General features: G+C 49.3%; 14 protein-coding genes. All 14 read right to left on the minus strand.

The genetic code is table 11. The features are described 5' to 3' along the window. Positions 1-31: 31 nt before the first annotated feature. The 14 genes from OR1_RS00530 to OR1_RS00590 all read right to left on the minus strand — a co-directional run bounded on the left by OR1_RS00530 (position 32) and on the right by OR1_RS00590 (position 15,171). Positions 32-601: a hypothetical protein gene (locus OR1_RS00530; protein ID WP_152609764.1), complete on the minus strand. Its 570-nt coding sequence runs from the start codon at positions 599-601 to the stop codon at positions 32-34. Positions 602-629: 28 nt separating this feature from the next. Continuing rightward, on the minus strand, positions 630-3,386 hold the full coding sequence (gene pilQ / locus OR1_RS00535) for a type IV pilus secretin family protein (RefSeq protein WP_041969303.1): 2,757 nt from the start codon (positions 3,384-3,386) through the stop codon (positions 630-632). Between the two features lie 12 nt (positions 3,387-3,398). After that, positions 3,399-4,019 (minus strand): pilus assembly protein PilP, encoded by a 621-nt coding sequence (locus OR1_RS00540; RefSeq protein ID WP_041969304.1) that lies wholly within the window; start codon positions 4,017-4,019, stop codon positions 3,399-3,401. After that, positions 4,000-4,449, minus strand: coding sequence for a type 4a pilus biogenesis protein PilO (locus OR1_RS00545; RefSeq protein ID WP_370543312.1), 450 nt, complete (start codon positions 4,447-4,449; stop codon positions 4,000-4,002). Before OR1_RS00545 ends, OR1_RS00540 begins: the two co-directional genes overlap by 20 nt. A gap of 1 nt (position 4,450) precedes the next feature. Then, complete coding sequence (locus OR1_RS23130) at positions 4,451-4,606, minus strand: hypothetical protein (RefSeq protein ID WP_370543313.1); 156 nt, start codon at positions 4,604-4,606, stop codon at positions 4,451-4,453. A gap of 62 nt (positions 4,607-4,668) precedes the next feature. Next, complete coding sequence (locus OR1_RS00550; RefSeq protein WP_041969306.1) at positions 4,669-5,250, minus strand: PilN domain-containing protein; 582 nt, start codon at positions 5,248-5,250, stop codon at positions 4,669-4,671. Continuing rightward, positions 5,244-6,299, minus strand: coding sequence for a type IV pilus biogenesis protein PilM (gene pilM / locus OR1_RS00555; RefSeq protein WP_041969307.1), 1,056 nt, complete (start codon positions 6,297-6,299; stop codon positions 5,244-5,246). Before pilM ends, OR1_RS00550 begins: the two co-directional genes overlap by 7 nt. 21 nt (positions 6,300-6,320) lie before the next feature. After that, complete coding sequence (locus OR1_RS00560) at positions 6,321-6,521, minus strand: helix-turn-helix transcriptional regulator (protein ID WP_041969309.1); 201 nt, start codon at positions 6,519-6,521, stop codon at positions 6,321-6,323. Positions 6,522-6,851: 330 nt separating this feature from the next. After that, entirely contained in the window at positions 6,852-7,160 is a 309-nt protein-coding gene (locus tag OR1_RS00565) for a helix-hairpin-helix domain-containing protein (RefSeq protein ID WP_052440167.1), read from the minus strand. 38 nt (positions 7,161-7,198) lie between these two features. Further along, a complete protein-coding gene (locus OR1_RS00570; protein WP_041969310.1) occupies positions 7,199-7,855 on the minus strand; it encodes a hypothetical protein in 657 nt (218 codons plus the stop codon). A 15-nt stretch (positions 7,856-7,870) separates the two neighbouring features. After that, positions 7,871-9,022 (minus strand): type II secretion system protein J, encoded by a 1,152-nt coding sequence (locus OR1_RS00575; protein ID WP_052440168.1) that lies wholly within the window; start codon positions 9,020-9,022, stop codon positions 7,871-7,873. A 24-nt stretch (positions 9,023-9,046) separates the two neighbouring features. Further along, positions 9,047-9,445 carry a prepilin-type N-terminal cleavage/methylation domain-containing protein gene (locus tag OR1_RS00580; protein WP_052440169.1) on the minus strand — a complete coding sequence of 133 codons (399 nt, stop codon included), beginning with the start codon at positions 9,443-9,445 and terminating at the stop codon, positions 9,047-9,049. Continuing rightward, complete coding sequence (locus OR1_RS00585; RefSeq protein ID WP_041969314.1) at positions 9,432-9,944, minus strand: Tfp pilus assembly protein FimT/FimU; 513 nt, start codon at positions 9,942-9,944, stop codon at positions 9,432-9,434. Before OR1_RS00585 ends, OR1_RS00580 begins: the two co-directional genes overlap by 14 nt. 1 nt (position 9,945) lies before the next feature. Then, on the minus strand, positions 9,946-15,171 hold the full coding sequence (locus tag OR1_RS00590; RefSeq protein WP_052440170.1) for a hypothetical protein: 5,226 nt from the start codon (positions 15,169-15,171) through the stop codon (positions 9,946-9,948). Positions 15,172-15,246 lie beyond the last annotated feature (75 nt).

Consider the following 15,246-nt stretch of genomic DNA (forward strand, 5'->3'; position numbering starts at 1 on the left):
ATCCAGGCATATTTTCCTACAATTAGCCGAACTAACCTGAAACGTCAGCAAATGATGCCGTCATGTTGGCAGTGGGATACATGGTCGAACCGGTACCGATTTCAACCGCTTCGAAAGAAACCGTTACATGGTATTTGTATATTGTGGTCGAGCAGGGCAGCAGCCCTTTGTTCATTAAGTCCAGCTTGACTTCTCTCAAGGCAACAGGAATGGGTATTGAGATTGAGCCGCCAGCAGGGAGAGTAGTGCCGATGGCAACATATTGATTTTGAATAGGTGGCGATGTGGAAGATGCCGGTGTGTACGAGATAGTGGCGCTGTTCACCCTGACGTCCAATGCTTTGCCTGTAGAAATCTGTTGCGCGGATGCAACGTCAACATTAACAAATTCGGTAGCGATTGTTCCTCCGGTCGAGCCGGTAGTACTGCAGGTATTGCCAGTTATGACATCGAACTCTTTGTATGAATCTGCAGCCTGAGCAGTTACGTTTACCGTCTTGCCTTCACCCACGCCACTCCCTAACGACGAATCACCACAAGATGTTACCAGACACAGGGTGCTAAGTGCTGCAGTAGCTGCCAACAAGTCTTTAAATCTCATAAAATCTCCTCGACAATTGCGTTATCACTTAAATTATTCTAGGTGTTATAAATATCAGCAACTCGGTCTTTGTCTTAACTTTGGAATTTGACTTGAACATCCAACCGATCAACGGAATATCCATCAGATATGGCACACCGGTGTTCGTTTCATTGTCGCTGTCCACGTAAATACCGCCGATAACCGTTGTTTCGCCATTTTTGACCAGGAGTTCGGTATTCGCCTCTTTCTTGTTGACCGCTGCGGTCGCGCCCGGAGGCGCAGTACCCGGAGCATCATTCTTGGCGGTGATCTTCATGGATATTGTACCGTCAGGGGTTATGTGCGGCGTCACCTCAAGAGAAAGGGTCGCGTCCACCTTGTCCTGCTTCGTTCCCTCGGCAGAAGTGGAAGGTAGATAAATCGCCTGACCCTGTGAAATCTTTGCCTGCTTGTTGTTAAGCGTCACGACCTTTGGACTGGAAACGATCTTGACCAGACCGGCGTTGGCAGCAGCTGAGAGCCGGAGATCAAGCTGTATGTTGCTGGTTAGTTTTCCAAACGAAAGCCCCATGGACGTCCCTGATGTATCAGCAGGGTTGAACCCTGTTGTTGGTGGAACGATCCCGATTACCCCGCCCCATCCGGTGTCCAGGCTGTTAATGCCGGCAAACGATGCCGATCCGTCACGATAGTGAAGCCCCCACTGCACCCCTAGATCTCGGGTAAATGTCGATGTCGCTTCAACGATGCGAGCCTCGATAAGCACCTGCCGTTCAGGCATATCGACATTTTTCAGAAGGAATTTCATTTCGTCGATAGCGCTTTGAATATCCTTAACAATGACACGATTGGTACGCCCGTCTTTGGTAATTACCCCTCTTTCACTCTTTATCTTTTCAAACTGCGTCTGGATTTCGCCAATGTCGGCAAAGTTTACATCGAAGATTTCAGTAACAAGCGGCATAGTGCGTTCCTGAGCTTTTTTAGCCTCTTGTTCTTCGATCTGGGCACTCTTAAACTTACCCCTCGGCTTGATCTGAACAATGTTCCCCTCTCGCTTCATTTCCAGGTTCTTGGACTCGAGAATCACATCAAGCGCCTGATCCCAGGGGACATTAACCAGTTTTATGCTGATGGTCCCGGAGACATCGTCGGCAATCAGGAAATTGAGATTGCTGACCTCGGCAATCAGCTGGAATATTTTACGGACTTCCGCATCAGAGAATTCCAGAGATACCCGGCGACCGGTATACTTCTTTTTCGCAACCGACTTCTGAGTGAACGTTGTCGCATTATCTACAGCCGGTATTTCAACACCGCTATCACCGGCAAGCTCAATCTCTGCCGGCTCAGTCCCGATGTTTTTGGTCGATTTGACATCTCCGGATTTCAATTCCGGCAGGTTTTTTTCAACTTTTGGTGTTGGCAGCTTTGTATTCCTGATCTCCCATATATACTTGTCGCCGGACTGCATCACCTTGCTTGGTGCATCGGCCCTTAACTGCACTATCAGCCTGGCATCACCGGCATTCTTCCGTTTAACACTAATCGGTGTTATCCCTTTGACGACACTCGGAAACGATCCTGAATCGATAAAACGCTGGAGCCTGCGCGGGATCTGGCAATTTTTAAATGTCAGGGTGGCTCCTTTGGCAACCTTGACTGGTCTGCCGGGCTCACAAACTCCACTAACTGTTACGGTAACCAGCGAATTATCGCCCTGCACTTCAAAATCAATTGCCTCAACTACACCCGGGCTCTTGGATTTGGCCTCTTTGACGGCCGGCGCAGCCTGAGTTACCGGTGCCTCTTTTACTCCGGCCCCTTTAGACTCCTCGGCAGGAAAGGTCACCTTTAAACCGGTATCACTGTTTTCAACCAGGGTCGGCGGCAACCGGTCCTTTGCAGAATCAAAGACAAGGCGTACCTTGTCGGGGCTTGTCCCGATCCTGACTTTGCCGACTCCAAATGAGCTAAGGTCAATCGACTGCGTTTTCAGCAAAGATTTAGCGCCAAGGATGTCAACTACCAGCCTGTCGGGCTTGTTCATTCTGAAACTTTTGAATGAAGCTACCTGCCCGTTGGTCTTGATTGCAATTGAGTCTTTCAAAGCTTCTACAGCTGTAATCTCAACTACGGTACTTTCCTTCTTTTCCGCAACTGCAGGAGGTTCCGGCGTTGGTGCGGTAACAGGCGTTTCGGCTGCTGGTTTACCGGCCGGCTGCTCACTGGCTGAAGTTTTCGGGACTTCTGCCGGAGCTGAAGTTGTTGCAGCTGCGTCAGGGATCGCTGCCGTATCAACCGGCTTTTCCACGTCCTTTGCTTCAGCCGGCTTCTGTTCGTCCTGCTTGGCGGACTGGACCGGAGGCTTTGCGAATGCGACAATCAGCCGGCCTTTGTCTTCCGCATCCGGGGTTACGCTGAATTCTTCATCTGCAGCAAGGACAATCTCAATCCTGCTCAGAAACCCTGCCCCAAAAGTATGTTTGGTTACATTGATTCTTTTGATAATGCCGACGTTGACTTCCAGGTTTTTCTGAACTTCCCCGGCGTCAGCCTGAGCAAGGTCAATAACCGCTCGGTAGGGATTGGATGTTTTGTAATAGGTGAATGTCAGAGCTCTGTCCGCAGCAATTTCGACCTGATAGCCGTCAGGGGAAGCTTTGATCGCCTTCAGCAAGGCCGGAGTATCCGCTCCCTTGCTTTCGACCGCTGCCGAGGCTAATCCGGTACATAGCGCCAGGATCATCACCACGACGGTCAGTGCATGAGTTAGCAGTTTACTGAACGGATGTATTCTCATCTGACTGTCTCCTTACTTTTTCTGAGGCAGAACAAGCCGCACAGTACGTTTACGAAGGATTCCGTTATCATCACGAAACTGTTCGAGTACTTCTACGGCATCACCGGTAATCTTTGTAATTCGTCCATTATTGTTGCCAAGTAGCATGCCTGCTTTAACCACATACCCCTTGCGATACGGATCAACTATCAGCGCCCGATTTTCTTTAAGTCCTACTATGATTCCGGTAAGTTTGAACTTGTTAACATCAAAACTCTGTATCGGAAGCGCATTTTGAATTTTTGCCTGGCCAGCTTTTCTGACCGGCGTGACCGGTTGGATAATGTACGGTTTAAAAGGGTCTTTTCTGCCAGCGAAATCAATCTGCGTCTCAGAGACAGCGACACGCTTCATCGACGAGCTCTGCAACTGAACCCCTTTACCTGGAGCAGCCGAAGAAGAGAGCGGCTTTTGCACACTCTTTTGTGGAGATCTGGCTGCAGATGTCGATCTGTTCTGGGCAACCGGCTGCGAGGGCTTGGCCGGCTTCGCCGGAGAAGGTACGGGAGTCTCCTCCTTTTTGCACCCGGCAACCGATACAGCTAGAGCCAGTAACAGGAAGGCGATCTTGCGACTATTTCTTCTTCTTGTCATCCTTGATCTCTTTCTTGTCCAGGAATCTGAATGTCGTTGCAAGACAGTTTACGCGAAGGTTAGTACGCCCCTTATCCTTGTCATACTTTATGTCAGCAAAATTTACGTTGCCAATATTTACGATTCTCGGCAGGTTCCCCACAGCAATGAAGAAATTGGCTACATTCATGAAACTGCCTGAAACAGTAATGTCCACGGGAACTTCCGCGTAGAACCCTTTGGCTGCTTCAGCTTTTGGCTTGAAGAGAAGAAAATCCAAGCCCGCTGCCTTCCCGACATTCGTTATGCTTGTCAGCAGCGATGGAATTTCTTTCTGATTGGGGAGTTCGGTCAGGGCGCTTTCGAGGTCCTTCTGAAGTTTTGCATATTCGCTCTTGAATTTCGGCAGCTGATCGGCAATTTTCTTTTTTTCCTGGACCTGCTCATGCAATTTAGCCAGATTGTTCTGCTGTTTCTTCAACTCCTTGAGCTTTGGTTGCTGAAGGCCAAAGAAAAAACCCCGCGCCAATGACAACGATAACAAGAGCCAGCAGGCCAACTTTCTGCTTTGCCGGGAGCTTCAGTATTTTTTCAATGCTTGGATCCATAAAGATTATCCCCAAAGAGATTTCATCCAGTAGAACCGCTCCCGTAACCGGGGAGAAGATCTTTATTTCTTGGGAGCACCGCCTTCTTTAGGGGGCGCTGCCGGCACTGTCTTCAATGAGCATACAAGTTCAAATTTCTTTGCCTTGACGCCAACCACTTCATATTGTTCAGAGACCTGAAGCTCAACATTGGAAAAATCGCCTGTTGCCATGAGGTTGCGCATTAATTCAGCAATTAGCTCTTCATTGTAAGCCACACCTGCCATTGAAATGGATGTGCTGCTTTCAACATATTTGGTCAGCCATACCTTGTCAGGCACAGAGTCACAGATGTGAGCAAGCCGTTTTGCTGGGCCGGTCTTGTTTTTTCTGAGCTGATTAAGAACGTCGAGTTTTCGCCTCACGTCATCCTGAAGCTTTTTAATATTGTCTATTTCACCTATCTTTATCTTTAATGCCGCTATTTCTTTCTCAGACTTGGTAATCTCCTGCTTTGTTGTTGCAATTTTAGCCAGGGTGAGAGAATAGACCGCTATGCAGGCAACAACGCACGCAGAAAACACTACAATGGCAATTAGAACCTGCTGCTTTGCAGTTTCCTTCTTTTTATTCGTTCTTACAGGTAGTAGATTGATTCTTACCATTTATCCCCGTACCTCCTTGTCGCCAGACCGGCAGCAACAGTCATGAGAGGCGCGATTTCCTGAAGGTATTCAGGGTCAAACTCTTTCTCACTGAATTTTATTTTCTGAAAAGGATTCAGCAATTCTACCGGCATCCCAAGTCGTTCACTTACTGAAGCCGGTAGTTTCGGCGTCTTTGAGCACCCTCCACTCAAAAATACCTTTGATATTTTCCCCTCGCCGGCATTTGAATTATAAAAGTCCAGAGACCGGCGAATCTCAATCGCCAGGGTGTCATTAATCCTGTCTATGACATCACTCAAACGTTCAGGCTCCTGGGTCTCACCGGTAATCTTGACGCGCTCGGCATCGTCTCGCGATAAAGCGAACTGCTTCTGGATCTCTTCGGTGTAAAGATTTCCGCCCATCTGCACATCACGAGTGAACAGGGAAATACCACCCCGGACAATATTGATGTTCATAATACTAGCGCCCACATTTATGAGGGCATAGACCTCTTCCGGATCAATATCGTAATTCAGTTCGAACACATTCTGGACCGCAAACGAGTCGACATCCATGACAACGAGTTTGAGCCCCGCCTCATTGAAAACAGTTATATAGTCGTTGATGACGTCCTTTTTGCTCGCTACCAGCAGAACATTCATCTTTGAAACGTCATTATCGTCCTGAGAAAGCAGCTGGAAATCAATATTAACGTCATTGATATCAAAAGGAATATATTGCTCGGCTTCCCACTGGATCTGGTCTTCAAGTTCTTCCGGTGACATGGAGGGCAGCAGTATTTTTCTGATAATCACTGAGTTTCCTGACACCGAACAAGCAATTTCCTTATCCTTTATATTGAGACTTTTTATCAGATTCTTGACGCCTTCAACTATGGAAGAACTATCCATGAGCGAATTGTCTACAATCGCCTCAGTTGGCAATGGCAACAACCCGAGATTAACCAAAATATAGCCGTTTTTCTGCTGCTTGAGCTGTACAAGCTTCACGGAACTTGAACCGATATCAATCCCGAGAATTTCCTTTTTTCTTTGGAATAACATGAGCGTTTCCTATCCCTGGGATTATTCCTGAAAAACCTTGTCCTTTTCGGCAAGAGAATAACCTAAAGCAAGAATTATCTTTCGTTTGGTTTCCACCCGACAGTCTTTTCCGTCTTCAATCCGATCAATTGTGACCGGCGAAACCCCGGCAAGTCGTGACAATTCCGCCTTGCTCATCAGCTTGGCTTCCCTGATTTTTTTCACATTATTCTTACATTTCATGCTTGACCCACCATATATTAAGACATTTCCAATATTTAGCGGAAATGTATCGCATTTTCTGCAATTGTCAAGATGTTTAATATAATTATATGTGATTGTCATGCATTTATACTCCTGTACGCATAACTACTATTACAACAAAAACCAAATTCTATTTTGACATCACTGAGTAAGGAGGAACGTCGTCAAAAATGAGAGGGCTCGATAATAAAAATATCGGCTGACTTTGAAGAATCTTGAAGGAACTTCATAAAAATATGCGAACTATCTATTTACAGTGGCTTTTTCAGTGCCGAACGTCCGGAGCCTTCAATCACGGCTGGCTATTTATCAATCCTTGCCTCCCCCAACTGTTATTAAATGCTTGATTTTATTATACACTGACTCTCGAATAATTTTTTTCGTCTTCAATTGCTCCTTGTATGCATACGGCCGGCCGGCAATTATGCGCAATGAATTTGATTCCCCAATGCCGGGTAAAGATCTCAAGGCCGTATCTGAAGCGGTATTGATGTTCGTCAGGGTGACTTCTTCTTCATGAGACTTCGAGGTTGTCTTTTTTTCAGCAGCACCGGTAATCGTAACCGATAATAAGCACAGTACGAAAATTATCATTAATGTTCGTGTCGCCCTGATCATGATTTTACCCCCAATTTTTTCTGAGACTTTTTGTCCCCCTAATATGCATAAAGAATCGACAAATTGGATTTTTCCTGAGAATTTCCTGAATGTTCGGCAGTAACCTCAATCCGGTACAATGCTGGTTTTGGCTGGACGGCAACATCAGAGTTACCTCCTGCAACCCCGAGTCCACCGTCCAGATAGACTCCGGAAAGATCGCTTCCGGTACACTTACCTTCAGGATAAGGCCGGCTGTCACTGCATACTGTGTCTACGATCTTGCTGTACAGTGTATATGGATCGGAAGTGGTTGAATTTAAAGTCAGCCTCATATCAGGTGACGTCTTGGGGTCGGTGGTACTGCTGCAAGTACCCCAGCTTGAAGAAGGGCTAGTCAGCTTCTTATGCAGACAGGCATTTGCCGTAGCGTCGGTAGTTGCCGGGAAATTGAATGCCGTTCCGAATCCGCCGGCGGAGATGGCAGCAGATGGAGAGGAAATATTGGCAAACAGCTGCGGCATGACATCCTTGGCAATGATCTCAACCCCGCCGTAGGATGCTTCGAGAGAGGTCTTGTAACGCTTATTGGCACCGGAAAGTTGTACCCCCGATGTAATCAGGTACATCAAAAACATGACAATGGTTAACGATATGAGCGTCAGCATCAACGACGTTACCAGAGCCATCCCTTTTTGATTGCGTATAGGTTTCATATCTGTATCCAGACCTTAGTTACCAGTAAGATTCTTGGGCCTTACGACCAACCTGTAGATCTTCCATCGGTAGTTCAGCCACCCTTTGGCAGTCAGTGCCGCCACCGTATAGCTACTCACGAGACTTTCGACATCTCCGACGACAATTTTCGAGCTGTTGGTGAAATTCAGATCTTTGGGTCCGTCCTGGGCCATTATATATATCTTCACATATTTCAGCCTGCTTCTGACCTCATCGGGGTTTTCCATAATAGCCTTGATCTCTGCCGGTGTGGCCGTGCCGGATACCGAGATTTTTGCCGCATCCGAGTCGTATGCCGAAGACTCGTCAATAACCCCTGTACCAGCCACATCCCACCCGAATACCACCTGCATGTCGGCAACGCAGTCTACCAGAGGGTTTTCAGTGAATTGCCCATCGGAATGGTTAACCGTTCCTTTGTACAATATGCCGACGTTACTGGCACACCAGGCTGGAACGCTGGAAGCTTGCACCGGTCTTTTCACATAATAATCCGCCCTGTTGAATGGCATCCTGAGATCATTATTTTTGTTAACTCCGTAGATATAATAGATCTGGGTTTTGTCGACCGGTGAGACTGAATTAGGGAGATACCCTTTCCAGTCATCTTCAGTAGCATTCACCATGGTACTGGCCATTTTCCCGTCTTTAGAAAAGGAACGATCAAGAATGACCACTCTGTCGTGCTCAGTATCAAGATTTTCGTCGCCCCTCGGCCAGACTCGTGCCTTGGCAGTGGTCGAAGAATACCTCATATAGGTCCATTTCTGGGCAGCCGCATTATTACCGACAGACGACCCCTTGACTGCCAGGTAATCGCCATAAGCGGAATAGTTTTCTCGAGAGACAACCGGCCGCGGGACCCCGGACGGAGAGTCATTAAGGCCATCCGGACCTGCTGCGGCTTCAGAATATGTAGGGGTTATCAGAAAAGAAGCCGGCAGACCGAACCCCATCTGCATCAGGTCGTGGCGGAACATCTCCAGGCCGACTACCCCTTCGATGTTGCTCTCTTCACTGGAAATAAGTCTGCCGGACGTCTTCAAGATCGACTCGAATGCTGACGCGGAAATCATTATGACAACGATAAACAGCGCCATGGCGATGACCAGCTCGATTAGTGTAAAACCACGGTTGTTTCGCATGACTACACTCATATTCCACCGGTATTAGTTGTTTGGATTAACGACCATAGAGGAAATCAAATGCCTGAATGTGTTCCCCTTGTGCTGCCAGGACACCGCGACCACGACCTCTTTGGAATTCGAACTGGCCGCAGTAACGTTTCTGGTTACGGAATAGCTCTTGGAGCCGCTTCTTATCCGTGTGCTCACAAGAGACGACATATTGGCCAGGGTATTGAAAGTGGCGGTATCGACAACGGAAGCCTTTGTCTGGACCATCTGATTGTCGGCAACCGATACGGCCTCATTGCGCAGGATATTGGTGAGGTTCTTTTCGGTCGCCATATTGACCGCCTGCAGCAACCCCAACAGCCCGACCATCATGATCAGAACTGCCACGCAAAACTCAATCAGGGTGAACCCGCTCTGATTATCTGAACTCACATGTCGCTCCATTGATTCTCCCCAGGTTCACCCTTGACTTGGATATGACAATGCAATTGACGGCCGAACCGGCATCATAGGGGTTGACTATCAGGGTGAAATTCCCTAGAGCGTCATATCCCCTGATATCATATGTCGGCCCGTAGTCGCTTATATCCGCGTTCAGAGCAGCGCCGGACTTCATGGTAAGCCCGTATTTCAGGCCGGTCTTACGGAGCACTGTCTGCCCCGCCGCAGTGGGTTCAGACTGTGAACTGTATGTCTTCATCACATAGCCGCTGGGTTGAAAAATGACACTGTGTATCTTCTTCTGTTGAAAGGCATTGGACCTGGCGCGGTTTAAATCATTATAAATCTCGCGGGTCTGAGCTTCGACATTGTATTTTATCACCCATGAACGAAATGATATGGTTGCAATAGTCGAAGCAAACGCGATTATCCCGATAACAATCACAAGCTCAACCAGAGTAACCCCATTGGCCTTGCGCAAAAACGTCATTTTACTTTTCCTGCACATGTATGACCTTCTTTGCCGGTTTGTTACCGGCATTGCTAACGACCGGGGGACGGTCTGCCGGAGGTTTACCGGTCATGGCAGTCCCCATCTTCCTGCCATCCATGGCTGTCAACGCGGAACCGAGAGGAATCTCCTCAAATGCGCCGGTCGAGACCTGAACCAGCATCTTGCCTGTTGTGGTTGATGCCAAGGGGGTCCCTCCCGTATCGTATTTGACGCCCCAGACATAAGAATCACCGCCGAATTTGCATACATCAGCGGTCGGCTTGAATGTAGTGTACAGAACAAGCCCGTTGGTCAAAGCCACCGGATCGGTTATGTTCCGTTCAGCTCCCATAGAGGCGGATTGCGCGTCCATCTCGATATACCATCCTTTTTCAGTTCCCATGGCGCCGATGGTATTCTGCCTTTTAAGGTCTCCTATTCCGAGTATCGGGGCATCAGCAACAGTGCAATCCTTTTTAATTTTATTGGTTGCAGTATAACACAAATCCTGGACCCCCATTATATAGCGAGCATTTGTGGAGTCATCGCCGCTGAAAAAGAACCGGCCGGTCCCGAAATAGAGCCAGAGCTTCCTGTTTTTTCTATCCTGCAGCTTTTCAACTCCTGAAGTCACGGGACCGATACCCTCAATAACCTTGCTGACCGACCAGTTGGCAGGATTGGTATCCTCTTTGGTCAGAAGCCGCACAACGCCACCGGTAGTCCAGACATCGCCGGTTGTTGAGAGAATCGGATCAGAGTCCGGGATACTCGCTTTCGTGTAACCGATATAAAGTGCGTCATCCTGGTAGTTGCCGTCGGTGTTCCTGTCCCATCTGTCCGTATCAATTACCGAGTTGACTATGGTACCGGCAAAAGCCCTCTTGATATTGGTATCGATTACCCAGTAGTTGCCATTCGGAGCTGCAGGCGGAGCTGCAGTGTTTTTCACCAGAGGCCCGGATGCGCCCAAATCAACTACGAATATTTTCAGGTTCTGGTCGGACCGCCCCATAAACCGGTGCATGCCCGTGTCGATCGGCCCGGTCGGGCCTGAGGCGAACACCGCAAACCATTTGCCGCTCTTGTTTTTGTCGCCGATCCTTACTATTGCCGCGCCGGACGTTGCATAGCCAAGGCCGATATCACCAACCGCATCGGCAGGCGGGAACTCCCATTTCAATGTCGGCTGATTTACCAAGCTGCCGTCATTGGCGAAATACTGATCTGTTATATCAAGCGCAAAATACGAAGAATATCCGACCCCCCTGGTTGCGTCTTCATTGTTGGATGCATCGCGGGCAAAAATTGGGGTTTTAACGCAGGTGCCGTTAATATCGGCGGTACAGGCGGAGTTCTTGATGTAAGACGCGCCACCCAGCCCCATGCTCCCGATAAGCACGGTTTTCCAATTGGACCCGGCTGAATTGTCCCTCTCACAGAGTGAATATTCGGGATTATCCACACATCCGGCAGTGGAAACATCGGCAATCACTGTCGCGCCGTCAACATAGAAAAGATGTTTGTAATTCTGAGCATCGGTAAAATATTTCAGATATGGCAGCGCACCTCTCGGCACATACGCCCACTGCTCCTCCCCAAGATCGGTGCCGGTAAGGGTTGCCTTGATATCGCCGCCGATCACCACATGACCGCTCGGGTTTTTTGGCACGTCCGTTATCCCGCTAACAGTGAGTTTGCCCAGTTTGAAGGCATGCAGCATGCCGTCATTGGCCCCGACATACACCATCCCCCTGTTTTTGTAGTTTGCTGATGCTGTAAAGGCAGCGTAGCTCTTATCTGCATATCCTGCGGGAGCTTCCAGGTTGTATGCATTCAGCTTGTTGGTGGATTGCAGACGGGGAGTTGATGCTACGATATCGCCCAGCTTCCATTCCGAAGTGACCGTGGAACCGCCGGACAACAATGAAACCTTTCGGTTCCGGTAGGCGAACTGGTCACTCCCCCGGACATAATCGATTATCTTTTTTGCATCAGCGCCATCGGCAGCCTGCAGATAGGGCTGGAGGCTGGTAGTTCTGGTAGCCGCAGCAGTAGGAGCGTAAAATCCCCCTTTGGTATCCGTATTCGGTAGCAACAGGGAGTAACCGTCAATACTGGTATGGATTCTCCGGGAATCGGCCGAACGCGCCCACAACTGCTTGCCGGCCCGCCAGAGACTGTTAACTAGGTCCGGGTCTTCAGCGGCTGTGATAAGAGAGTCGCCCAGGCCGTCACCGTTAGTGTCCTGCTTGAGTTCGACCTTTGTCTCTGAATTTGAGAAGAAAAACCGGGCCACATAATCATTTTTCAGATGCAAAATATGGTGAGGGGTAGTGGTTGAGAAATCGGTGTCCTCTCTGACGGTGCTGTTCGCAATAAACGGATCAACATAGTACCAAAGATTCTGCATCTCCCCGATCCATGTTGCTGATGTCGCCACATCATTAACAGTAGGAGGAGGGAAGATCTTGTTCGGATAAAATACCGCCTGCAGCAGGTTAGCGCCGCTACCCTCGCTGTTGCTCAATATCGAAGCCGCAGTACCGGATGCAACCTTTGCCAGGATATTCGACATGGCAGTGGCTATGCTCGACTCTAAAACGGCCCCGTCATCAGCTTCAAAATAGGTATCCGGCACGTTGTTGCTATCCTTGTCCCATTCGGATGCAAGGTCCGGCGATTGGTACTGGTTTGGAGAAGTCCCCTTGTCGTCGCCGTTCTTGCTCTCGAAACCACCGTATTTGGCCATGCTTTGCAGGGTTTTGGTGCCGGTGCCGTCGCCAAATGCGTAGACCGCATAGAAGGTAATGTTCTGAGTGCCGGTCATGTCATTGCCCAGCGTCGTACTCCGCATGTCATTCACATGGGCGTAGTATGCCACACCGTCAGCATACTGCCCATCGCTCCCGGTCGGCTTGTCTGCTGCAGTCATTCTTCCGACCCAGGTTGTCACATCGAAAACATTATCGGTATAGCTGTTCAGAGACGGATTTGTGGCCAAACCGGGCAGTTTGTCGGTGCTGTTAGCTTCGCCGTCGGTCAGCAGCAGGACAAAGTGCTTCTGGCAAGCGAACTGGATGATTGGATTGGCGGGGGGGTTCCAGGTGGCATCACCGTAGTTGGTATTGGAATTAAAGGCGCTTGGTTTTGCCTGGTAATACCTTACCGCTTCGTATAGCGCCTCGGCGATCGGGGTGTTTGTCTTCGGATTGGTATCCGGACCTTCGATGGCGGTTACCAGATCCCCCACCGGAGAACCCAGCTTTGCCACGATCTTGCCGCCATCGGTATTTGTGTTGCTGGTGGACCCGAACACCTCAAGGCCGAACCGCACCCGGTCCGAAAGATCCTGCACCAGCCCCTTTGGCTCGGACGTACCATACTCGACCCACTTCCCCTTATCCGAATACAGGTATTTTGTTGCCAGAGTGGCACGGTTGGCACCAGCAAGCGTCGTAGACCCCTTGTCGGTAACCCGCCCTCCGACCAGAACCTTGCGCACTACATCTACCTTGTTCATTTGCCGGAAGTTGAGGTAATTCCCTGACTTGGCGTTAGTTTGCGACAGGTTCAGCGTAACATTATCTATCAGGTAAACATTGGCGTTACCTGTATCAACCTTGTACATCTTCATCGGATCGAAATAGCCATAGAAAATCGTCGGACATGGATTTGTCGTAGCATTATGGGCATCGGTGCAACTGTAGGTCTTGTTGTTGTAGTAGGCATAGCCGTCAGTATCGGTCCCCCCCATACTGCCGGAGTTGTCGAAGATGATCAGCACATTGGGAGTAAGGTTGGTCTGACCCTGGACAAATGGCGGGATCTGGCAATAGTCGTTACCGGACACCGGAACCGACGCAACAAAATGCACGGTAATAATACCATTGGCCTGAATATTGTTAAAAGTGTAAGTATTTGACGCCAGCGGCGCCACATCGAGATTGGTGTACGATTTATTCGGATCGGTCACGTAAACATGGGAAACGCTGTATCCGGCATTGGCCGTCACAGTGAAGGTCAGGCTGGAACCCTGGGTGACGGCAATGGTGCCGTTTCCGGATGGGCTGGTGATGGTTCCCGACCCGGAAGGGCTGGAAGCCGACACAGTGGCGGCTATTGTGAAATCAACCTTTTTGAATTTTACGGTAAATGTCGAATCCTGGGTTATGGCCGGCGTAGTGTAAACCGAACCCGAAACACCGGTAGTAGTGCAACCGCCGCTGTTAAAGTTGACGCAGTCGACTACACAGTTCGCGGAAGTTGAGAGGGCAAACGACGAAGTCTCATTGGCATTGACATCGGAACTCGACGGCGACACGGAGTTGGAAGTGCAGGCGGCATCCGTGGCGGCATCAACGCTCCCGCTGACCGTGTAACTGCTGGCCGCGGTGGAAGCGAAGACAACCCAGAGGACGTACTGCTTCCCGCCGCTCATATCAATTGTAAACGACACAGAGGATGTCTGCGGTGAATCCGGCAGAGTGACTGGCGTCCATACAGTCGGGCTCAAGCTCTCTCCGTACTCAATTTTTACCACTTTATAGCCTGAGGCAGGCCGCACCGAAATATGCCGGTGACCATCCGAAGACAGTGATGTACCATTGGCATCGCCGTTGGCAAGCTGTGCATCGGTGCCGTCGGTCTTCCAGACCGATCCGCCGCTGCCGTTGGCAGCCGGGGTATTGTAACCGGTGGTGTTGTTGGTGCCGTACCAGGCGCCAAGCTGGCCACCATGGGCATCCGGATCGTACGTTTCGAATATGACCCAAATCAGGTATTTCCTGTCGTTAGATGTATCGAATGAAAACTGGAAGTTGTCGGTCTGGTTTGTTGCCAGCCCTGAGACATCATGCCAGGAGTAGAATGCGGAATATGGAGCTGTTACCGTGTCCGGATTGGTCCAGGAAGCCCTGCACCACTTGATCTGCTTGATCTTGTAGCCGGATGCAGGTCTTACTTCGAAAGTTTTCTCGCCGTCTGACCCTGCCTGATTTTCCAAATGGCTTGAAGTTCCCAGCTGATAGTAATTGTTTCCTTTTCTATAGACTGTACCCCCGGTCCAGTTGGCTGCTGCGTCATTGAAATCATTAGTGTTATTAGTGCCATAGTATGATGTAAAGTATGGATTCCAGGCAAATGCAGTTGTCGAAAATGCCATCGTACCGAGCAGTGTAATGAACAAAGCAACAACAAGCGTTAATATGGATCTGTTTTTCATGACGCTTTCTCCTCCACCTGGTAAAACACCTATTCCCCTATTGCTGCAGCTTCTCGATATCTCCCGCTTCCTTGA

This window comes from Geobacter sp. OR-1 (assembly GCF_000813145.1).
GTDB lineage: Bacteria > Desulfobacterota > Desulfuromonadia > Geobacterales > DSM-12255 > Geoanaerobacter.